Origin of the sequence: Ensifer oleiphilus, assembly GCF_013371465.1 — a bacterium.
In the GTDB taxonomy this organism is placed as follows: domain Bacteria; phylum Pseudomonadota; class Alphaproteobacteria; order Rhizobiales; family Rhizobiaceae; genus Ensifer; species Ensifer oleiphilus.
Genome location: NZ_JABWDU010000001.1, coordinates 905,759 through 925,359 on the forward strand (window position 1 = coordinate 905,759; position 19,601 = coordinate 925,359).

At 62.5% G+C, this 19,601-nt stretch carries 19 protein-coding genes, 2 tRNA genes and 1 pseudogene; 11 read left to right on the plus strand and 11 right to left on the minus strand.

The features are described 5' to 3' along the window. The first annotated feature begins 15 nt into the window (after positions 1-15). The 3 genes from HT585_RS04325 (at position 16) to smc (ending at position 5,045) form a co-directional block, all read left to right on the plus strand. A complete protein-coding gene (locus HT585_RS04325) occupies positions 16-522 on the plus strand; it encodes a DciA family protein (RefSeq protein ID WP_176351756.1) in 507 nt (168 codons plus the stop codon). 119 nt (positions 523-641) lie between these two features. Beyond that, complete coding sequence (locus HT585_RS04330; protein ID WP_176351757.1) at positions 642-1,481, plus strand: DsbA family protein; 840 nt, start codon at positions 642-644, stop codon at positions 1,479-1,481. A gap of 102 nt (positions 1,482-1,583) precedes the next feature. Then, on the plus strand, positions 1,584-5,045 hold the full coding sequence (smc, locus tag HT585_RS04335; RefSeq protein ID WP_176351758.1) for a chromosome segregation protein SMC: 3,462 nt from the start codon (positions 1,584-1,586) through the stop codon (positions 5,043-5,045). A 144-nt stretch (positions 5,046-5,189) separates the two neighbouring features. Here the strand turns inward: smc and HT585_RS04340 are convergent, their stop codons facing one another. Next, positions 5,190-6,239: a helix-turn-helix domain-containing protein gene (locus HT585_RS04340; protein WP_176351759.1), complete on the minus strand. Its 1,050-nt coding sequence runs from the start codon at positions 6,237-6,239 to the stop codon at positions 5,190-5,192. 159 nt (positions 6,240-6,398) lie between these two features. On the opposite strand from HT585_RS04340, the gene HT585_RS04345 reads away from it, so the two are divergent. Next, positions 6,399-7,109: a hypothetical protein gene (locus HT585_RS04345; RefSeq protein WP_176351760.1), complete on the plus strand. Its 711-nt coding sequence runs from the start codon at positions 6,399-6,401 to the stop codon at positions 7,107-7,109. 137 nt (positions 7,110-7,246) lie between these two features. Further along, positions 7,247-9,913 carry a pyruvate, phosphate dikinase gene (gene ppdK, locus HT585_RS04350; protein WP_176351761.1) on the plus strand — a complete coding sequence of 889 codons (2,667 nt, stop codon included), beginning with the start codon at positions 7,247-7,249 and terminating at the stop codon, positions 9,911-9,913. Between the two features lie 71 nt (positions 9,914-9,984). On the opposite strand, the gene HT585_RS04355 is transcribed toward ppdK, so the two are convergent. Beyond that, a complete protein-coding gene (locus HT585_RS04355; RefSeq protein ID WP_176351762.1) occupies positions 9,985-10,266 on the minus strand; it encodes a hypothetical protein in 282 nt (93 codons plus the stop codon). Positions 10,267-10,624: 358 nt separating this feature from the next. After that, complete coding sequence (locus HT585_RS04360) at positions 10,625-11,014, minus strand: hypothetical protein (protein ID WP_176351763.1); 390 nt, start codon at positions 11,012-11,014, stop codon at positions 10,625-10,627. Between the two features lie 259 nt (positions 11,015-11,273). On the opposite strand from HT585_RS04360, the gene HT585_RS04365 reads away from it, so the two are divergent. Further along, the gene (locus HT585_RS04365; RefSeq protein WP_176351764.1) at positions 11,274-12,182 is read left to right on the plus strand and encodes a DUF1499 domain-containing protein; all 909 of its coding nucleotides are present in this window, start codon (positions 11,274-11,276) and stop codon (positions 12,180-12,182) included. A gap of 19 nt (positions 12,183-12,201) precedes the next feature. Here the strand turns inward: HT585_RS04365 and HT585_RS04370 are convergent, their stop codons facing one another. From HT585_RS04370 to HT585_RS04385, 4 genes are read right to left on the minus strand one after another with little or no spacing between them, the layout of a single operon-like run. After that, positions 12,202-12,846: a DUF4166 domain-containing protein gene (locus HT585_RS04370; RefSeq protein WP_176351765.1), complete on the minus strand. Its 645-nt coding sequence runs from the start codon at positions 12,844-12,846 to the stop codon at positions 12,202-12,204. Next, positions 12,843-13,295: a thiol-disulfide oxidoreductase DCC family protein gene (locus HT585_RS04375; protein WP_176351766.1), complete on the minus strand. Its 453-nt coding sequence runs from the start codon at positions 13,293-13,295 to the stop codon at positions 12,843-12,845. Before HT585_RS04375 ends, HT585_RS04370 begins: the two co-directional genes overlap by 4 nt. 2 nt (positions 13,296-13,297) lie before the next feature. Beyond that, on the minus strand, positions 13,298-14,221 hold the full coding sequence (locus HT585_RS04380) for an MBL fold metallo-hydrolase (protein ID WP_176351767.1): 924 nt from the start codon (positions 14,219-14,221) through the stop codon (positions 13,298-13,300). Between the two features lie 17 nt (positions 14,222-14,238). Beyond that, positions 14,239-14,535 (minus strand): cupin domain-containing protein, encoded by a 297-nt coding sequence (locus HT585_RS04385; protein ID WP_176351768.1) that lies wholly within the window; start codon positions 14,533-14,535, stop codon positions 14,239-14,241. A 213-nt stretch (positions 14,536-14,748) separates the two neighbouring features. Here HT585_RS04385 and HT585_RS04390 point away from each other — a divergent pair. Further along, positions 14,749-14,823 (plus strand) — tRNA-Gln (locus HT585_RS04390). Positions 14,824-15,194: 371 nt separating this feature from the next. Next, positions 15,195-15,731, plus strand: a complete 537-nt coding sequence (locus HT585_RS04395) for a transporter suffix domain-containing protein (protein ID WP_176351769.1) — start codon at positions 15,195-15,197, stop codon at positions 15,729-15,731. A 22-nt stretch (positions 15,732-15,753) separates the two neighbouring features. On the opposite strand, the gene HT585_RS32225 is transcribed toward HT585_RS04395, so the two are convergent. The 3 genes from HT585_RS32225 to HT585_RS04405 all read right to left on the minus strand — a co-directional run bounded on the left by HT585_RS32225 (position 15,754) and on the right by HT585_RS04405 (position 17,541). Further along, the gene (locus HT585_RS32225; protein ID WP_425513714.1) at positions 15,754-16,065 is read right to left on the minus strand and encodes a DUF6538 domain-containing protein; all 312 of its coding nucleotides are present in this window, start codon (positions 16,063-16,065) and stop codon (positions 15,754-15,756) included. 182 nt (positions 16,066-16,247) lie between these two features. Beyond that, a complete protein-coding gene (locus HT585_RS04400; RefSeq protein ID WP_176351770.1) occupies positions 16,248-16,682 on the minus strand; it encodes a hypothetical protein in 435 nt (144 codons plus the stop codon). A gap of 385 nt (positions 16,683-17,067) precedes the next feature. Continuing rightward, the gene (locus HT585_RS04405; RefSeq protein ID WP_176351771.1) at positions 17,068-17,541 is read right to left on the minus strand and encodes a hypothetical protein; all 474 of its coding nucleotides are present in this window, start codon (positions 17,539-17,541) and stop codon (positions 17,068-17,070) included. A 274-nt stretch (positions 17,542-17,815) separates the two neighbouring features. On the opposite strand from HT585_RS04405, the gene HT585_RS04410 reads away from it, so the two are divergent. Together HT585_RS04410 and HT585_RS04415 are read left to right on the plus strand one after the other, a co-directional pair. Further along, positions 17,816-17,892 (plus strand) — tRNA-Pro (locus HT585_RS04410). Positions 17,893-18,216: 324 nt separating this feature from the next. Next, entirely contained in the window at positions 18,217-18,636 is a 420-nt protein-coding gene (locus HT585_RS04415; protein WP_176351772.1) for a hypothetical protein, read from the plus strand. A 171-nt stretch (positions 18,637-18,807) separates the two neighbouring features. On the opposite strand, the gene HT585_RS04420 is transcribed toward HT585_RS04415, so the two are convergent. After that, complete coding sequence (locus HT585_RS04420; protein WP_176351773.1) at positions 18,808-18,987, minus strand: hypothetical protein; 180 nt, start codon at positions 18,985-18,987, stop codon at positions 18,808-18,810. Positions 18,988-19,167: 180 nt separating this feature from the next. Between HT585_RS04420 and HT585_RS04425 the strand changes: the two are divergent. Continuing rightward, a pseudogene (locus HT585_RS04425) lies at positions 19,168-19,287 on the plus strand (bile acid:sodium symporter family protein); the annotation flags it as partial. Positions 19,288-19,601 lie beyond the last annotated feature (314 nt).

Consider the following 19,601-nt stretch of genomic DNA (forward strand, 5'->3'; position numbering starts at 1 on the left):
CAGAAAGTCGCGTTCGTGAGTGAACAGAAGTCCCGCCGGGGTGTGATCCAGATCGCAGAGGTCGCCAACGGGCTGATCGATCCGGTGCTCGCCAAGCGCGCCGGCATCAACACCATGCTGCTCGGCTCCTGGGATGAGATCGCCGGCGCTGATTTTGCCGATTGCACCCGACCGGAAAAGATCGCCTGGCCGCGCCGCGCTTCCGAAATTGCCGGCGAGGGCGGGCACCAGCCTGGCGTTCTGACGGTTGCCTGCGAGGGCGCGCGCGCACTTTTCCTCACCCATGCGCAGGGCGAGTTGATCCAGCGCATCAACGGCTTCTTCGGTTTTTACGCAATCGGCCAGCTACGGATCGTGCAAAAACCGGTCTCGCCGCCGACCAGACGCAATCGCACGCCACGACCGCTCACAGGTGAACCGGCCCGCAAACTCGAAACCATGGTCGAGGGTATCGAGAGCGAGGAGCTGAAGGCGGCGCTGCGGCGGTTGGGCACCGCGGTCATGTCGCCACGCCGACGTTAGGCCGCACCATCAGCCGGTCACAATTCTTTGAATTCTGTTGAGAAGCTGCCTCTTGCCGCCCTGCGCGCGGCAAGATATCGAATCCGCACTGCAAATCCCTCCGAACACGGGTAAAATTCATGTCCGCTTCCGCAATGACCCTTTCCAAACGCCTGCTCAGCGGTGTTGCCATCGCGACCGTCGCTCTCGTGCTTGCCGCCTGCAGCGACGAGAAGAAGGAGCAGGCTTCGGCGACCCCGACCGAAACGACGGAAACGGCTGCCAAGACCGATGTTAAGCCAGCCGACGCGATGACCACCGCTTCGACGACGGCTGCTGCGACCACGTCCACGGAAGCCAAGCCCGCCGCAACCGAAGTCGCCCAGTCGACGGCCGCTCCGGCAGCCAAGGTCGATCTTCCCTCATCGGAAGGTTCCGTCGACACGGCCAAGCTGATGGAGCCAGGTGCCCTGCCGGAAATGGCGATCGGCGATGCCAACGCCCCGGTCACGATCGTCGAATACATGTCGATGACCTGCCCGCATTGCGCCGCCTTCCACAACAACACCTTCGAAACGATCAAGACCAAGTATGTCGACAGCGGCAAGGTTCGTTTCGTTCTGCGCGAATTCCCGTTCGATCCGCGTGCGGCTGCCGCCTTCATGCTGGCGCGTTGCGCGCCTGAGGGTCAGTATTTCCCGATGATCTCGATGCTGTTCAAGCAGCAGCAGCAGTGGGCCGCTGCCCAGAACGGCCGCGATGCCTTGCTGCAGATGTCCAAGCTTGCCGGTTTTACACAGGAGAGCTTCGAGTCCTGCTTGACGAACCAGAAACTTCTGGATGATGTGAACGCAGTTATGCAGAAGGGCGCAAAGGACTTTGGCGTACAATCGACGCCGACCTTCTTCGTCAATGGAGAGCACTATTCTGGGGATATGTCGGTTGACGTTATGTCGGCCCTCATCGACAGCAAGCTCTGATCCTTCGCTTTTCCTGAAAACGGGCGACGGCGGCAGCCGTGCGCCCGTTTTTTATGCCCGACGATCTGCTGACGAGGGGCGTTCGGCGCCAGCGTCGGCCGCATGAAGTTCAACAAGCTTCGCCTGCTCGGTTTCAAATCCTTCGTCGAACCCAGTGAGTTCATTATCGAGCGCGGTCTGACTGGCATCGTCGGCCCGAATGGTTGCGGCAAGTCGAACCTCGTCGAAGCCCTGCGCTGGGTGATGGGAGAAAACTCCTACAAGAACATGCGCGCGTCCGGCATGGACGACGTGATCTTTTCGGGCTCCGGCAATCGTCCTGCGCGCAACACCGCCGAGGTCGGCCTCTTCCTCGACAACAGCGATCGCACCGCGCCTGCCGCGTTCAACGACAGTGACGAAATCCAGGTGACGCGTCGCATCGAGCGCGAGCAGGGCTCCGTCTATCGGATCAACGGCAAGGAAGCGCGCGCCAAGGATGTGCAACTGCTGTTTGCAGACGCCTCCACCGGTGCCCGCTCGCCCTCGATGGTCGGGCAGGGCCGCATCGGCGAACTGATTTCGGCGAAGCCCCAGGCGCGCCGCCAGCTTCTTGAAGAGGCGGCCGGCATTTCCGGCCTGCATTCGCGCCGGCACGAGGCTGAGCTGCGGCTGAAGGCGGCCGAGACCAATCTTGAGCGCCTGGACGACGTCACCTCGCAGCTGGAAAGCCAGATCGAGAGCCTGAAGCGGCAGGCCCGCCAGGCAAATCGCTTCAAGATGCTGTCCGCCGACATCCGCAAGCATGAGGCGATCCTGTTCCACATCCGCTGGGTGCAGGCCAAGGAGGCCGAAGCCGAGGCGACCAGCCAGCTCAACCAGGTGACGGCGCTGGTTGCTGAAAAGGCGCAGGCGCAGATGCAGGCGGCCAAGGATCAGGCGATCTCCAGCCTGAAACTGCCGGAGCTGCGCGAGAACGAGGCAAAACTGGCGGCCGCTTTGCAGCGACTGCAGATCGCCCGCTCTCAACTGGAGGAAGATGCCGGCCGCATCCTGCGCCGCCGCGACGAGTTGCAGCGCCGCCTTGCACAGCTGGCTGAAGATATTGCCCGCGAAGAGCGGCTGGTCGCCGACAATGCCGGCATTCTCGCTCGCCTCGACGAAGAAGACGAGGAACTGCGCGAACTGCTGGCGGAGGCCGACGATCGGGCAAGCGAAGCCCGCGAAAGGCTCGAAGAGGCGAACGAAAAGCTATCGTCAAGCGAAGCCGATCTGAGCCGGTTGACGGCCGAGCGCGCCGAGGCGCAGGCCGGCCGCAACCAGCTCGAACGTGCGCTGCGCGATCTCTCCGAGCGGCAGGCGCGGCTGGCGCGCCAGCTCTCCGATCAGGCCCGTGACCTCGACGAACTAGACCGGCAGATGTCGACGCTGCCGGACCCGCACGAGAAGCAGGGCCAGGTCGAGGTGGCCGAGGCCGCGCTCGAAGAGGCCGAGGCGAATGTCGCCGATATCGAGGAGGCGCTGGCCGAAACCCGCCGCGCCGAGGCCGACGCCCGTCCGCCGGTCGATCGGGCGCGGGCAGTGTTGAACGGTATCGAGACCGAAGCGCGCACGATCCGCCGCATGCTCGAAGCAGCCGGGGGTGGAGACTATCCTGCTGTCGTCGAGGAGATGAAGGTCGATCGCGGCTTCGAGACGGCGCTTGGCGCAGCGCTCGGCGACGATCTTGATTCGCCGCTCGATAGTGCCGCTCCCGCCCATTGGCGCACTCCGGGCGACCATTCCGGCGATGCCGCCCTGCCGCAGGGCGCGCGCTCCTTGATCGAGCATGTTCGCGCACCGCAGGCATTGACACGGGCCTTGAGCCAGATCGGCATCGTCGACAGCGAGGCCGAGGCCGAGCGGCTGATGCCGTTGTTGAAGCCCGGCCAGAGCCTGGTGACGAAGCAGGGTTCCGTCTGGCGGTGGGACGGCCATGTGACCGGGTCCGAAGCGCCGAGCGCTGCGGCGCTGAGGCTCGCCCAGAAGAACCGCCTTGCCGAACTCGATGCTGAAGCCGACGACGCCGGTGAGGCGCTGCGCCGTGCCGAGGCCGATCTTGCCGCCGCCGGTTCGCGCATCCGCGCCGAGGACGAGCGGCTGCGGCTTGCCCGCGACGCGCAACGCATGATCACCCGCCAGCTGGGCGAAGCGCGCGATGCGCTGGCTGCTGCCGAGCGCGCCTCCGGCGATCTCTCGCGCCGCCGCGCCGTCGTTGCCGAAACCAAGAGCCAACTCGAAAGCCAGCTGGAAGAGGTGGCCGGACAGATCGAGACGGCCAACGACGCGCTTGCCGATGCACCCGATCTTTCCGAACTCGAGCTGAAACTGCGCACCCAGACTGCGGATGTCGCAACGGATCGCGCCGCGGTTGCCGAAAGGCGCGCCGCCCACGATGGCCTTGCGCGCGAGAACGAGGCGCGCCAGCGCCGGATCACGGCGATTGCAGGCGAGCGCCAGACCTGGAAGGCGCGGGCAGCCAGCGCCGACGAGCACATCGCCACCCTCAGGGACCGCGAGGCCGAAGCGCGCGAAGAGGTCGAAGACCTGATGGACGCGCCCGACGAGTTCGACGACAAGCGCCGCGCGCTGATGAACGAACTGCAGAAGGCCGAGGCTTCGCGCCGCGAGGCCGCCGATATCCTGGCCGAGGCCGAGGGCCGCCAGCGCGAAGCCGATCGCATGGCCGCCACCGCGCTCTCTGAATTGGCAGAATCGCGCGAAAAGCGCGGCCGCGCCGAGGAGCGGCTGGTCTCGGGCCGCGAGCGCCGCGTCGAGATCGAGGCCCGCATCCAGGAAGCACTTTCCTGCGCCCCGCACGAAGTGATGCGGCTGACCGGACTTGCCGTCGACGAGGCGTTGCCGGACATGCGCAATGTCGAGCGCGAACTTGAACGGCTGAAGATCGAGCGCGAGCGCCTTGGCGCCGTCAACCTGCGCGCAGAAGAGGAGCAGAAGGAGCTTTCCGACCGGCTCGCTCTGCTCCTGAAGGAACGCGACGACGTCATCGAGGCGATCCGCAAGCTGCGCAGCGCCATCCAGAACCTCAACCGCGAGGGCCGCGAGCGGCTGATCGTTGCCTTCGACGTGGTCAACGCCCAGTTCCAGCGGCTTTTCACCCACCTCTTCGGTGGCGGCACGGCCGAACTGCAACTGATCGAGAGCGACGACCCGCTCGAAGCGGGTCTTGAGATTCTCGCCCGCCCGCCGGGCAAGAAGCCACAGACGATGACGTTGCTGTCGGGCGGCGAGCAGGCGCTGACGGCAATGGCACTGATCTTCGCCGTGTTCCTGACCAACCCGGCGCCGATCTGCGTGCTCGACGAAGTCGATGCGCCGCTCGACGACCACAACGTCGAGCGCTATTGCAACCTGATGGACGAGATGGCGGCTTCGACCGAGACCCGCTTCGTCATCATCACCCACAATCCGATCACCATGGCCCGCATGAATCGTCTGTTCGGCGTGACCATGGCGGAGCAGGGCGTCTCCCAGCTTGTTTCCGTCGATCTGCAGACGGCCGAGCGCCTGAGGGAAGTGGTGTAGGTCACTCGAATTCGAGAATGAGACCACCCGTTCCGTCGGTTACCCCTCGTCTCATCCCAAGTGTCGACCTAAGCGGACTTGGTGTCGGCTTTCCCTCGGCGATGCGCGATGGCGTCAGCTTTCAACGCACGCATGCATTTCACGTCATGCTGCTCTTCGAAGCTCGCTGACGCGATGTTCTTCGCGCCAGGACGATGGGCTCTTGCCGGTGACGCGCAGGAACTCGCGGTTGAAGTTGGATTTCGTCAGGAAACCCGCCTCGAAGGCGATCTGCGTGACCGCCTCATTTGTCGTCTGAAGCAGCCGGCAGGCTTCCTCGACCCGGTAGGTGTTGACGTATTGCGAGACGCTGATGCCGTGGATGCGGTTGATGGCGTTGGAAATACGCCGTGCGGGTACGCCGAGCTTGCGCGCGATCCGCGAGAGGTTGAGTTCGAGATCCTTGTAGAGCCCCTTCTTGTGCATCAACTCGTCGATGCTCTGCACGATTTGTGCGTCCTCTTCGCTTGCAGCGCGCTCTTCGGGCAGCGGCTCTTCGTCCTGCCGTTCGCTGTCTGTGGATGTGTCGAAGCTGGCGATAGAGGCGGCGGACCCAAGAATGAGCAGGGCGAGCACGTTGCCAGCCGCGACGATTGCGCCGGAGTAGGCGCCGCCGTTGCGCGTCTGGTCAAAACCGATAGCGACGTCGCTGAGGGCTGACGCGACGAGCGCCCACCCGGTGATCTGCAGCGCACGGTATGATCGAAGCACACCGTCGAGGCGGGACGTGACCAGTGCGTTCGGCCCGAGCCGCGCAAGCCACAGCAAAGCAATGCCGTAGCCGAGAAAGAACAGGATAATCGCGGTGCCGACCGCATCTCGCCAGGCAAACATCATCACCCCGACGATGAACGCGGGCAGAAGATGCCAGCCGATTTGCCTGAGGCGTGGCTGGCTGTCGCTTGCAAGGCTGCTGAAACAAACCCAGGCGAGCGCCGCGTTGAACGTCGCAAGCATCGCCTGAGCCGGGAGGATGGCGCGAATGTCGTAGCCCCACCGGATGCCGATCAGCACGGATTGCAGCGCATAGGCGCACACGAGCAGGAGGAACAGGCGTTGCTCGAACGTCATGGTCTCGTCCCGTTGCGACAGCATGCGGACGATCACGATCGTCAACAGGAGGGAGACGACGAAGGGTAGAGGTATAAAGAGCATGGAGGGATGAATTCTTCGGAGGAGGTGTGGACGCTTCGATGATGCCCTTGATTGCGTTCGTGGTCGACCCGAAACGCGATCGAGGTCGCGGCTGAGGTCGATTTCAGGCGAGCTGTTCCCGTCCGGCGATGGTGCCGGACCAAACGAACGGAGCGTCACATGTCGATCGCACTGCCTGCAATGGTCCTTGCCCCCATCCTTCTCGTCGCCATGGCGAGCACTGCCGAGACATCGGCGACGGACATCGATATCACCGGTGTCACGGCAATTGTCGCGAGCGGCGAGGCAAGCGCAATCGAACTCACCAGCGACGACACCTTGCCCTACAGCGCGTCGGTCGAGAGCCGCCGTTCCGGCTGGTTTGCGCCCTTCTATTCCAGCTGGTTTTACAGCGACTGCGTAGCGCAAACACGGATGCGCGTCGAAGGCGCCACCCTCTACGTCGACGTGGCCGCGCCGTCCTGGCCGGAACTGGAGGAGTGCAAGACCCAGCTTCGCGCCAACCTCAAACAGGGAGCATCGATCTCTATCGATCAACCGGCGTTTCAAGCCAAGCTTGAGGGGGAGTTTTCGAGTGTCGCACTCAGGGGCAAGGCGGCGGATGTTTCGATCGACGGGCACGTCGGACAGGTCAGGCTCGATGTGGACGCCCTGCGGGCGCGGCTGATCTACGAGAAGACCCGGCAGTCAGAGACCGTCGAGATCTCCGGAAAGGCACTCGATGTCCATCTTGGCTTCGATGCGGCAAGTTTCATCGATTATCAGGTGACGGCGACAGCGTCCTGGGTGGACAGTTCGCGAACGGCGATCCCCGGCGCCAGGCCACAGGTTCGCATCAAGGGGGAGATGGTGCGAGTGACGATCCGTTGAGCCGCGGCCTGCGGCGCCTTGCGTCCGGCCGTCGCAAAAATGATGCGCTGCAGCATAAATCTTCGGCGGGTGCATTTCCAGGCCGAAGCATATACTGTAAATCGTCATAAAAGACTGTTTCTGGGTGGAGAGCAGGCATGACGAAATGGGTTTACACCTTCGGTGGAGGCAAGGCCGAAGGGCGGGCGGGTGATCGTGATCGGCTGGGTGGCAAGGGTGCGAACCTTGCCGAAATGTGCAGCCTCGGTCTGCCGGTGCCGCCGGGGCTGACCATTATCACCGAGGCCTGCAACAGCTATTTCGACAATGGCCGCGAAATCCCCGAAGGCTTGCACGATCAGGTGCGCGAAGGCATTCGCCGGATGGAGGAAGTCACTGGGCGGATCTTTGGCGATACCAACCGTCCGCTGCTGCTTTCGGTGCGTTCCGGCGCTCGCGCCTCGATGCCGGGCATGATGGACACTGTTCTCAATCTCGGCCTCAACGATCAGTCGGTGCATGCGCTCGGTCACGACGCCGGCGACGCGCGGTTTGCCTGGGACAGCTACCGCCGTTTCATCCAGATGTATGGCGACGTCGTCATGGGCGTCGACCATGATGTTTTCGAAGAGATCCTCGAAGACGAGAAGGCACGCCTTGGCCACGAGCAGGATACCGAGCTTTCCGCGGTCGAGTGGCAGCATGTCATCAGCCGCTACAAGGAAGCGATCGAGGAAGCGCTCGGTGAGCCATTTCCGCAGGATCCGGAAATCCAGCTCTGGGGCGCCATCGGCGCCGTCTTCTCCAGCTGGATGAACCCGCGCGCCATCACCTACCGCCATCTGCACTCGATCCCCGCGGCCTGGGGCACGGCGGTAAATGTCCAGGCGATGGTCTTCGGCAATCTCGGCAATTCATCGGCGACCGGTGTCGCCTTTACCCGCAACCCGTCGACCGGTGAGAACGAGCTTTACGGCGAGTTCCTCGTCAATGCCCAGGGCGAGGATGTCGTTGCCGGCATCCGCACGCCTCAGAACATCACCGAGGCTGCCCGCATTGCCTCCGGCTCCGACAAGCCGTCGTTGGAAAAGCTGATGCCGGAGGCCTTTGCCGAATTCCGCACCATCTGCGACAAGCTCGAGCGCCACTATCGCGACATGCAGGACCTCGAATTCACCATCGAGCGCGGTACGCTCTGGATGCTGCAGACGCGCTCCGGCAAGCGCACAGCCAAGGCTGCGCTCAAGATTGCCGTCGATATGGCCGAGGAGGGGATGATCTCGAAGAACGAAGCGGTCGCTCGCATCGATCCCGCCTCGCTCGACCAATTGCTGCACCCGACGATCGATCCGCATGCGCGCCGCGATATCATCGGCTCCGGCCTGCCGGCGTCGCCGGGCGCTGCGACAGGCGAAATGGTCTTCACCTCGGAAGAGGCCGTTCAGGCCGACAAGGAAGGCCGCAAGGTCATCCTCGTGCGCATCGAGACCAGCCCGGAAGACATTCACGGCATGCACGCCGCCGAAGGCATTTTGACCACCCGTGGCGGTATGACCAGCCATGCCGCAGTGGTTGCACGCGGCATGGGCACGCCTTGCGTTTCAGGCGCCGGCGGCATCCGCGTCGACCTGCGCAACGAATTGCTGATCACGCCGAGCGTGACGCTGAAGAAGGGCGACATCATCACCATCGACGGCTCTTCCGGCCAGGTGCTCAAAGGCGCGATCGCCATGCTTCAGCCGGAGCTTTCTGGCGATTTTGGCAAGATCATGGCCTGGGCGGATGCCAGCCGCCGCATGACGGTGCGCACCAATGCTGAAACGCCGGCCGATGCGCGCGCTGCCCGCTCCTTCGGCGCCGAGGGCATCGGCCTTTGCCGCACCGAGCACATGTTCTTCGAGGACGACCGCATCAATGTCATGCGTGAGATGATCCTGGCGGAAGACGAGGCCGGCCGACGCCTCGCGCTTGCCAAGCTCTTGCCGATGCAGCGATCGGACTTCGTCGAGCTGTTTTCCATCATGCACGGGCTGCCGGTGACGATCCGCCTGCTCGACCCGCCGCTGCACGAATTCCTGCCGAAGACCGATGAGGAAATCGCCGATGTCGCCGGCGTCCTGTCGCTGGATCCCTCAGCCCTGCGCCAACGTGTCGACCAGCTGCACGAATTCAATCCGATGCTCGGCCATCGTGGTTGTCGTCTGGCCATCTCCTATCCGGAGATTGCCGAGATGCAGGCCCGCGCCATCTTCGAGGCAGCGGTTGAGGCCGCACGCGAAACCGGTGCTCCCGTCGTGCCTGAAATCATGGTGCCGCTCGTCGGCCTGCGTGCCGAACTCGACTACGTCAAGGAGCGCATCGATGCTGTGGCAAAGGCGGTGATCGGCGAAGCCGGCATCGACATCGACTATCTCGTCGGCACAATGATCGAGCTGCCGCGCGCGGCGCTTCGCGCCCATGTGATCGCTGAAGCGGCAGACTTCTTCTCGTTCGGCACCAACGACCTGACCCAGACGACGTTTGGCATTTCGCGCGATGACGCCTCGCAGTTCCTCGCGACCTATCAGCAGAAGGGCATCATCGAGCAGGACCCCTTCGTCTCGCTCGATTTCGACGGTGTCGGCGAACTGATCCAGATCGCGGCCGAGCGCGGACGTAGGACCAAGAACGGCCTGAAGCTTGGCATCTGTGGCGAGCATGGTGGTGATCCAGCCTCGATCCGCTTCTGCGAAGAAACCGGCCTCGACTATGTCTCCTGTTCGCCCTTCCGCGTGCCGATCGCCCGACTCGCCGCCGCACAGGCGGCTATCAACGGCAAGGCGTAGGGCCGTCCGACGCAGCCTACAGGATCGACGCCCCGGAGGTACCTCGGGGCGTCGCCACATGGCTTCTGACTTTAATTCGCCTGCACGATGACCGGGCGCGCAATCACAACAGGGCGGTTCCAGCCCCACATCATCGCATCGTTGTTATAGCGGAAGGCGCGCGACTCGGCGCGGCGGTCAAGCTCGATGCGCTGCAGGCAGGTGGCAAATGCGTCTGTTCCTCGACGGAAGCCGTAGGAGGCGCAGGTATTGCCATCGGCGGCGCGCCGCTCCTGCGGGGTCATCGTCTGGCAGGCCGCAAGCAAAAGCCCGACGGCGCAAAGGGTCAGCAGTTTGGTCTTCATCGTATTCATGCCTCCTGAGCGGATGCAGATCGGCTCGGCGAAAGACCGTCTTTGCTTGTGCGCTGACCTCGTCCTTGTCAGGAGGTCGGACATGCCGCGTCGCTCAGCTCTTTACCGCCGCCTGCAGAACAGAGCTCTGCCGCATGGCGGGCTGTCGTGTCCACCCTGATTTTTTCGGGTATTGCCAAGAAGACCGGCAGGGCGGAGCGTGCAATCGCCGACCGAAACGTCGGCGCAACGCTCGGCCAGACGCCGGCGTTCCGGCATGTGCGCACCACAAGGATTTTGTATTCACGATTCAATCGCATGGAACCATGGTGGGCCTGCCGGCGGACAGCCGTCAATCCGTTTCCGTACGCCTCGATTTTTACATCCGCTCGAGCACGCCGACAAAGGATTCGGCAAAGCTTTTCAGGTCCTGGGTGGCCTCGCCCGGATGCTCGAGCCGAATCGTCGAGCCTTCCTCTTCGAGGCAGACGAACAGGATTGGCGACGTTTCGCCCTCCGTTTCGCCGAGGCGAAGGACCGCGATACTCAGGCAATTCTCGATCAGGCCGGAGGCGGGGAGCGCGAAGAGGAATTCGCCGCCGACATTGTCGGCAACCGTGCGGATGAAGGCGGTGAAATCATCCTTGCTGCCGGAGAATCCGTCGAGGGAAAGCTCAAGCTCCAGCAGCGCCATCGGTATGCCGGTGTCAGCCGGTGAGGGCGGTGCTGCGTGGGTGGCAGTTGCCACGGCTGCTTGCGATGCGACCATGATGTCTCTCCGTCTTGCCGTGCTGGATCACTTCCCAGCCGTCGGCCATTGCCTCCGGTTGACTGTTCCCTGCGGTCTTTGCCGCCGTGGGGCATATTCCTAATGTCTGATAGGTGGTTAACGAGAATGGCGATTTTGCGGCAAGGGTCCTGACGCGCCCACCCCATGCTTCCTTGTCAATTCTATTGCCTGTTTTCACGGCCCCGGCCATGGTCTAAGAATGCGGATCTGTTTCGATGCAGGGGATTGATTCCGTTACATGATGGTCCGGTACGAGCGCCCCTATTCCCATGCCGCCCATTGGGCGCGCCGCTTTGCCCGCATCGCTTTTGCGATCTTCGCCCTGTCCTTGGCTGCGCATCGCTTCGGCCCGTTGACGACGCCGCACTTCCTCGGCCTGGTCGGCCTTTCCGGTGTTTTCGCTCTGCTTGGGGTCCTACTTGCCGTCGTCGGGCTCGCGCGACTTTGGCAGGTCGCCGCGGTCGGCGGGCTCGCCTCGGCTTCCGCCCTTGTCTATGCCGCGCCGACCCTCGGTTTTATCGGCTTTGGTGTCGAACAATACCTGACTCGTCCGGCGATCTATGATGTCAGCACCGATACGGTGACGCCGCCACCCTGGCTGAAAGTACCGCAGACGGAGGAAAGCTGGCTGAAACGCAACCCGACCGTCACTCCCGAAGATCGTGAAGCGCAGATCGTCGCCTATCCCGGCCTGACCGGACGGCGTTACGACGGCGCTCTCGACCGCGTTTTCCAGGGCGTGCGCAACGTCGTCGAGAAAACGCGTGTCGGGATTACCCAGGAACTCGGCGTCGAAAATACCCGCGCCGATCTCGAGGATCTGGCGGTCCGGCCGAATGCCGGGGCGGACGCCGCTGTCGAGCCGGAGAATGTACCCGTGCCGGAATCGCGGCCGGAGATCGCGCTCGAAGGCGCCATTCCGGGACGGCGGTCCAGCGATGTCGTGCTCCAGGGAGAATGGCGCACACTGATCGCCGGTTTTCGTTTCGACGTGCTGATCCGCCTGCGCGAAGAAGCGGAAACGACCTTCGTCGATCTGCGCGTCGCGTCCCGCTACGGCCAGCACGACCTCGGCATCGGCGCTGCCTTCGCCGACCAGTTCTTGCGCGCTCTCGATGCGGAGCTGCTCGGCATTGCCGGCGACTGATCAGGACAGGCCGAACGCCTCAGTCGTGCGCGAGGGCGCCGAGATTATCGGACTTGGGAAGCGTTTCTCTCGCGATCGGCGCTGTCGGCTGGTCCGCTGGCTTGAGCCAGCCGCGATACCGTACGATCAACCCGGTCATCGGACTTTCGACCTCCACATGGAAGTGAAACAGGCCGTCGCGATCCTCCTCGAACGTCCGGCCGCCCGGCGCCAGGAATAGCGGGAGCGGGAGACCGAGGAAGGACCAGCCTCGAACCCTCAGGTGCAGGCGGTTTTCCTCGGGCTCTAGGGCGCAGAGGATGCGAAATGGTCCGAAATGCTCGGCGAGCAATCGTTCCTCGCGGCCTTCCGTTGGCCGCTGTGAGCTGCGCAGAACCTTGTCGCCGAAGCGCCGGGTCCACACCTCGCGACCATCGACGCATGCGAAGCGGATCTCCACTGGGACATCCTCCCCGGCCGCGGGAAAACCGGCGATAGAGGCTGCGAGACGGGCAAATGGCCCCCGGCCGCGTTCGACGACCGCACGTCCCCTGAATGTGGCGTTTCCCTCCGACATCTCGTGCAAGCTGCGGATCGCTGAGGGCAGGCGATCCCAATCCTTGCCGAGAACCTGTCGGTAGAGGCTTTGCCGATGGGCCAGGCTTTCAGCGGCGTTGCTCTTCATGCGATGAAGCGCCCGCGCTCTTCCGCTGTTGGCACCATGCAGGTCTGGCGGCGCCCGGCGATCCGGTAACGGTTTCTCGCAACGAGATCGTAGAGCGGATCGCGAAGGGCGGCTGGCAGGATACGGCAGATGTTTATCAGCGACCACGGCAGGCCAAGACCTGCAAGCGTGCGGATCGATCCGTCGGACTTGAAGCGCGCGATGCCATCCTCGATCAGGATATTGCTCTCATAATTGTGGTCATCGAGGCCATAGTACCGGTAGAGCGCCCCGCCGAGCGGCGACTGCGCCGTCAGGTAACGGTAGCGTGCCTTGTGGTCGTGGCGCAGCATGAAGCGCACCCAGCCCGAGCAGAATATGCACTCGCCGTCAAAGACGATCACCGGACGATCGTCGGGAAAGTCCGGCACCGACGGATCGCTGCGGTAGCCATGGGGTTGCTGCCGCATAGTCAGCCGGTACCTCCGGGCGCCAGCCGATAGTCGCCAAAAAGGGAAGGCGGCCCGTCGGTCTCGACACGCCCCTGTTCTACCAGATCCTCCAGGTGCGCCAGCACGGAGAGGGCGGCCGCGCCATGCAGTCTGACGTCTGTCGTGGCGTAGATCACCTTGACCATGTCGGGGATCTTGCCGTCGCCGGCACGTACGCGCTCTAGCACCGCACGTTCGCGCATTCGGCGGTGGGCGCGCAGGCCCCTGAGAAACGAGGCCGGTTCGATGACGGGGCCGCCGTGCCCGGGCAGATAGAGCCGGTCGTCGCGCTCAAGCAATGTCTCCAGCGAGAGCATGTAGTCCGCCATGGCGCCATCCGGTGGCGCGACGATCGTCGTCGCCCAGGCCATGACGTGATCGGCGGAAAAGACGGTGCCGGTGCCCTCGAGCGCAAAGGCCATGTGGTTGGCGGTGTGGCCCGGGGTGGCGAGCCCTGTCAGCGCCCAGCCGTCGCCTTCGATCCGCCCGCCATCGGCAAGCACGATGTCGGGCGAAAATTCCATGTCGGAACTTTCGGCGAAGGGGTTGATCTCGCCTTCATGCAAGGGGCGGGCGGCCCGATGCGGCCCTTCGCCGACGATCGTTGCGCCCGTCGCGGCCTTGAGGCGCTGTGCCAGCGGCGAGTGATCGCGGTGCGTGTGGCTGACGGCGATGTGGGTCACTTCCCGGCCCGCAAGCGCCGACATCAACGCCCGGAAATGCGCTTCGTCGTCGGGCCCTGGATCGATGACCGCCACCGAGCGTCCGCCGACGATATAGCTGTTGGTGCCGTGAAAGGTGAATGGCCCTGGGTTGTTGACGGTAATGCGTTGGATTCCGTCGGCAACTGTGACGGCCTCTCCATGCGCCGGCTTGAAGTCGAGATCGAAGTCGGGGCCATGCATGCGTCTTTTCCTGGCCTTCACTTGTATTCGATCTCGATGAAGGACATCGGCTCGCTGCCGGCATTGACGACATTATGCGCCATGCCGGCCTCGCGCCGGTAGGCAGCCCCCTTGGCGATATCCACCCGGCGGCTGCCGCCCGCTTCTTCCAGCAGGAACTGGCAATCGGTCATCGGCACGACGACATAGCCGAGCCCATGGACATGGTGACCGGTATCGGCGCCGGGTTCGAAGTCCCATCGGGTAATGCGCACCATCGCGTCGTCGAGAAGAATGCTGGGCACGGCAGGCGGACGGGCGCGAAACTGGCTCATAGAGGTCTCCATTCACGCCGGAGAATAGGAGGGGATGGTGGCGAAGGGAAGGGCGCTTCGGCGTCAGACGCCGGCCTTTCGCCGAAGGCGCGGCGCACGCGCGTGAACAAAGCCGAACAAAACCGCGCAAACCGCAAACTTAATCATTGTGACGCGGCACGAGCTTTGATAATCAGGCGCTCGATTTGGCGAGAATGTTCTCGGCAATTCTGTTGGGGCGTCGCCAAGCGGTAAGGCACCGGTTTTTGGTACCGGCATTCCCAGGTTCGAATCCTGGCGCCCCAGCCACATATTTTTATGCCATATAAATCAATGACTTAGAAGGCGGCGCGTGCCTCGGCTTGTACCGCGTTATGTACCTCAAACTGCGCCTTCCGTCCTCACCATGTCCAGCCGCGAGATCGCAGAGCCGGTCGACACCGACGATGCTAACTTCCTGCATGGATGCCTCCTCGTCCTCTGTTGATGACGTAACGCATCAACATCGTGGCACACTGCGATGCCGGTGGGAGGGGCATCCAACCCATCAGTGGAAATCAACAGACGTGGCAGAGGAGCTGGAGAAGTTCCCACCGTACGAGCTGGACTGATCACCTGTAGTCCCGCATTCTTTCCCTCAAGAGGAACTGGAGCGGAAGACACGCTAGGGAGATTGAACCATGGCAGGCCACACTGCGGAACGTATCGAGCCGGGCAAGGCAACGTGGCGATTCAAACTCGGCATTCTGTTGCTCTGTTTAGTAGGAGCTGCGTGGCTGTTAGTACCAGCACTGGCGTGGGCCGGGGCTTCTGCCGCGACCATCGCGACAGCCACCGGGATAATCTTCATCTGGAACAAGGTGGTCATATTGATGACCGTGGCGGTCATGGGAAAACCGGGGTTTCAGCAGCTCAAGGGGGCGATCTTCGGAGCGTTTCGCCTCCCGCCTGAAAGCATCGTCGGGCCGCTGCGCTACAATATCGGCTTGGTGATGTTCCTCGTCCCACTGATGGCCGCAGTACTCGAACCTTATATTGACGCTGCATGGCCCGCACTTCGTCCCAACCTTTGGCAACTCCAATTGATAGGCGACTTGATCTTCCTGGCAAGCTTCCCAGTGCTTGGTGGGAACTTCTGGGAGAAATTTCGCTCGCTGTTCATCCGAACTGTACAAGTGCTTGATGCGAAGGAGGAGGTTCCGACGATCGCGAGGTGAGCAGTCGACATCCTTTCAGTGCTTAGGGCGACACGCCTAGCAGGACACTTGAGATGAACCAGATCATCAGAATGCTCCGAAGGTCGAGCGCCAAGCTGGTCACGTCTTGCTTGTTGGAGGCGCTCACGCTGCTGCCCTCGATGGCGGTATGGCTGACTCGCCCAGAGCGTGCCTCCTCGATACTTTGTAAGAACTCAGCAACGACTGCGTGCTTCCGCTTGGTCGCCTCTGCTTGGCTGTGAGTGTCGAGAGAACGCTTCAGTCGTGTCCTGCCTATCACCTTGACGAAATCGCGCGGCACCGGGACAGAGACCCGCCAGCCACCGTTATTCATCTGCTCAAGGTAGGTTGGCGCTCTTGTGCGGGTATTTGTCCCTGCCGGAAACGAGCATGGTCGTTTCGGCGGAGTCAGCCCGCGCTGCGCGGGTCGTTCACTCCGCTAGCTGCGCCGAAACACAAAACCCGCCAACGGACGCTGGCGGGTCTGGAATGTCTTCCTTGTGATGCGCTTTACTATCAGCTCGCCGGCGTAGCCGCCTTTTCCTGCTTAGCGCCGCCGAGGAATTCTTCGCACCAGCTTGGGCCGTCGGCGCGCTTGTGGTCGCCGAGGAGGCGGATCGAGCGGATGACGTAGTCGGAAGAGACTGTCAGCTGCACCGAGCAGCTCAGATACTCCGTGCGGGCCGAGGAGATGCGTTTGCCGCGCTTGCCGTCCTTGCCGGTTTCATACTGGGCCGGAACCTTGCGGGTCTTGTAGCCGCCCTTCCAGTTGTAGACGGTGGAGCTGCCGCTTTCGACGTCGGAGAGCGGAGGGCCAAACTGGGCAAAGAAGCCGCCGGCCGGCTGACCGAGCCAGCGGGATTCGACCGCGTTTCTCGAAATCGCCGTCGTCGTGGTGCAGCCTGCGAGCGCAAGCGCGACGCCTGCCACCGTCATCATGCGGAAGTTCATGTTTTCGTCCCTTTGGCTCTCGTTCGGAAATAGGCATGGCGCGCCGGCCTCAATCCCCTGAGTTTGCGCGCTTTCCGCTGAGCCTCTAGCGCCAAAAGCCTGCAAAGAAAATCCGCTGTCTGCATTCTATTTCAGGAAAATGCGAAGCGTTGCAGAAAGGCCCTACTTGGCCTCGCAGCCTCACGGCAAACTGAATGGCTAGAGTGGTTTCCGGCCCCTTCGTCCGCCGCCATGCACATGGGAACGGTTGCGGCAAACCGATTCGAACAGCTCTTCTCGAAAGGTCTGGTGAGCAATGCCCCTGGTGGGGCGTTAACACTCTTTGCGTGCTGCGCGGGCGCGCTCTGCTCCGATGCGTCCGGCGAGGGCAGCTCTGCTGTGCGGCCTATTCGCCGATCAACTTGCAGCCGATCTTGGTAGCGCTCCCGGCAATCGCCTTCAGCGGGCCGTCGTAGACATCGCAGTCGAGCAGGTTGTCCGGGCCGCTGCGACGGGCGGAGTAGACGTTGATGTTGACGAGAGGCTCACCGTCCTTGACCCAATGCAGCTTTGCTTCGATATCGCCCTTGCCCGGAATTGCCACCGTCGCCGGTTCGCCGTCTCGTTCGGTCCTGTCTTCGCCGAGATCGATCATGCCGATCTGGTCGGCGTGCTCTTCGGCGCCCGGCGCCGGCTCGCCGGAGTAATAGGCAGCAATCACGACCCCTTCCTTGAGCGCCTGAAGTTTGCTTGCTGCGGCTTGTGAGAAGGATAGATCCACTTCGAAACCCCAGGGGGCTGCAATATCGGCACCCGCCGTGCCGGGCACGAGGCCGGCAACGACGATCGCGGCAAGCGAAACAGATCGGATCGGCGGCATTGACGTACTCCTTGGCGATGGCGGGCAATCCCCTGAAGCCGGCGCATTAGACAAGCAACGCAGACAATCCCCGTCAAGGGGCGTCTCGCTCGGCAGCGATCGTCGTCGATTGTGGCCGATATTTGGTGTGAAGGCCGTAGCAAAGAGAAGGCGGATCACGGTTCCCGCCTCAGTTTTCCACTGGTCCTAGTCTTTATTGTCGTGACCGAGAATGTTTTTCGCAATAGGCGCTTGTGCAATCCAAATGCCTGTTCTATAGAGGCGCCGCTGGTCACGGAGTGTAGCGCAGTCTGGTAGCGCACCACGTTCGGGACGTGGGGGTCGGAGGTTCGAATCCTCTCACTCCGACCAGCTAAATAAATCCTTTAATTCCCCATTCTGCCCCGGACCGCATTTCGATGCGCGGCAATGCATGCTTTTTCAGGGCACGCAAGTCGTTGCCTTGCAGAAGGCTCGTCTCGCACGCGGATAGGCCCGCTCCAAATTCTGCGCAGGCAGCCCATCCGCTTTCTCACCCGACATTTCCTCCAGGCCATGGAGGAGGGCGCGCACTTTGCAGCCCGATTGCGCCGTTTGTCGAATATCCGTGCGTGACTCGATCTTCGGCTTGTTTCCCCATAACTAAGGGTTGTAGTCTCGGTCGCTACATCATCGTGCTTATCGAAAGGTGGGGGAATGTTGATCAGGCGGGCAATAGCCGCATCGGCGATGGTTCTGGCGAGCCATGGGTTGGCGCAGGCACAGAGTTGCGAAAAGAATTTCAAGGTATCCGGTGTGCCGTTGGTCACGGCCATCAGCTACAAGACCTGGCAGGAATTCGCCAAGCTGAAACCTGAAACCGCTTTGCAGCGATTGGCTCAAGGCGTTGCCGCCGAAGGGTTCTCGGGCATCAAGGTCGATAAATCGTTAGGTACCGTCGACGCATTTCAGGAAACGACCGGTTCCGGCCGCATACAAACGTTGCGGGTCGTCGCTCGCAAGCGCGGCGCCGGCACACGCGTCGATGCCATCTTCGATATTCAGGCCGGGCAGATGACCTCCAAGGACATCGTGCGCGATGGTCTCTGCAACATCATCCGATCGGCGACAGAATAGTCGCGGCTCCCTTCCACAGACGACGTCCGCACACTGATGCTTTCAATCAGGAAAAAAACGGCAGCGATTCCGTGCCGTTTCCGGGGTCGGCGCGTCCAGCCGGGTCGAGTAGCGGGGCCAGTCTGACCGGTGCGGGCAGGTCTGCTGCCGGCTATATCTCAGCCGGATTGCTCAGCCCTGCTTTTCCAGAGCCTTGAGCACGGACTGGCCGATTGCTTGCGCCTGCAGCATCGAGGAAAAGTTGCCTTGCGCCGGATGGGTGACGCCGCGATACTTTACGACAAAGCACCATTTGCCATTCGCGCGCTTTTCGATAGTCACGGCCGTTTCCGGTTTTTTGTCCGTGGTCATCTTCGTCTCCTTGAGATCCTGCGCGTTGTCGCGTCAGACCTGCCTGATATCCGCATGATGCGGCTGATGTCCAGATGCGTCTCGTTTGTGTCGGCTGTCAGGGCGTGATCGGCACGATGTTTGCGGCACGCGGCAGGTCTTTTGACGCGCGCCGAAGCAACCAGGTCTAGCGCCTGGACAGCCCTCATCGCGCCCTACATCGTCACGTTGCTCGGCATCGTCGTGTTCGGTATGGGGCTCACGATTTCGCTCGACGATTTCAAGGAAGTCGCCAAGCGCCCGTACGAGGTCGGCATCGGCTCTGGCACAACATTTCCGGCGCGCTGCTTGCCAATTGCTTTGCACCCGGTACGGAAGACGGGAGTAGCGAGCCGGCGGTCAGCGTCCGCTGATCGGGAAACATGTCTTGAATGACAGGAGAGGGCTCGCAAGGGCCCTTTTTGTCGTGCGATCAATGTCTGGAAGGAGCAGTGGTCAGGCGGACTGTCCCACGACGTTTGGAAACGGTGAAACAGCCCTATCGATCATCATGACCGATGCGGCCAACTTACAAATGCATCGGCATATTTAAACCCTCAAATTTTATGGCCGCTGCTCAAGGTGAAGCAATTGTA

What these genes read in the sequence shown, in the direction of transcription:
- HT585_RS04330 (WP_176351757.1), top strand. Translation starts at nt 642, where the DNA reads ATGTCCGCTTCCGCAATGACCCTTTCCAAACGCCTGCTCAGCGGTGTT.
- HT585_RS04375 (WP_176351766.1), bottom strand. Translation starts at nt 13,295, where the DNA reads ATGCGGCAGCAACCCCATGGCTACCGCAGCGATCCGTCGGTGCCGGAC.
- HT585_RS04405 (WP_176351771.1), bottom strand. Translation starts at nt 17,541, where the DNA reads ATGCCGCCGATCCGATCTGTTTCGCTTGCCGCGATCGTCGTTGCCGGC.
- smc (WP_176351758.1), top strand. Translation starts at nt 1,584, where the DNA reads ATGAAGTTCAACAAGCTTCGCCTGCTCGGTTTCAAATCCTTCGTCGAA.
- HT585_RS32225 (WP_425513714.1), bottom strand. Translation starts at nt 16,065, where the DNA reads ATGAATAACGGTGGCTGGCGGGTCTCTGTCCCGGTGCCGCGCGATTTC.
- HT585_RS04395 (WP_176351769.1), top strand. Translation starts at nt 15,195, where the DNA reads ATGGCAGGCCACACTGCGGAACGTATCGAGCCGGGCAAGGCAACGTGG.
- HT585_RS04360 (WP_176351763.1), bottom strand. Translation starts at nt 11,014, where the DNA reads ATGGTCGCATCGCAAGCAGCCGTGGCAACTGCCACCCACGCAGCACCG.
- HT585_RS04380 (WP_176351767.1), bottom strand. Translation starts at nt 14,221, where the DNA reads ATGCATGGCCCCGACTTCGATCTCGACTTCAAGCCGGCGCATGGAGAG.
- HT585_RS04340 (WP_176351759.1), bottom strand. Translation starts at nt 6,239, where the DNA reads ATGCTCTTTATACCTCTACCCTTCGTCGTCTCCCTCCTGTTGACGATC.
- HT585_RS04355 (WP_176351762.1), bottom strand. Translation starts at nt 10,266, where the DNA reads ATGAATACGATGAAGACCAAACTGCTGACCCTTTGCGCCGTCGGGCTT.
- HT585_RS04400 (WP_176351770.1), bottom strand. Translation starts at nt 16,682, where the DNA reads ATGAACTTCCGCATGATGACGGTGGCAGGCGTCGCGCTTGCGCTCGCA.
- HT585_RS04370 (WP_176351765.1), bottom strand. Translation starts at nt 12,846, where the DNA reads ATGAAGAGCAACGCCGCTGAAAGCCTGGCCCATCGGCAAAGCCTCTAC.
- HT585_RS04345 (WP_176351760.1), top strand. Translation starts at nt 6,399, where the DNA reads ATGTCGATCGCACTGCCTGCAATGGTCCTTGCCCCCATCCTTCTCGTC.
- ppdK (WP_176351761.1), top strand. Translation starts at nt 7,247, where the DNA reads ATGACGAAATGGGTTTACACCTTCGGTGGAGGCAAGGCCGAAGGGCGG.
- HT585_RS04420 (WP_176351773.1), bottom strand. Translation starts at nt 18,987, where the DNA reads ATGACCACGGACAAAAAACCGGAAACGGCCGTGACTATCGAAAAGCGC.
- HT585_RS04365 (WP_176351764.1), top strand. Translation starts at nt 11,274, where the DNA reads ATGATGGTCCGGTACGAGCGCCCCTATTCCCATGCCGCCCATTGGGCG.
- HT585_RS04415 (WP_176351772.1), top strand. Translation starts at nt 18,217, where the DNA reads ATGTTGATCAGGCGGGCAATAGCCGCATCGGCGATGGTTCTGGCGAGC.
- HT585_RS04385 (WP_176351768.1), bottom strand. Translation starts at nt 14,535, where the DNA reads ATGAGCCAGTTTCGCGCCCGTCCGCCTGCCGTGCCCAGCATTCTTCTC.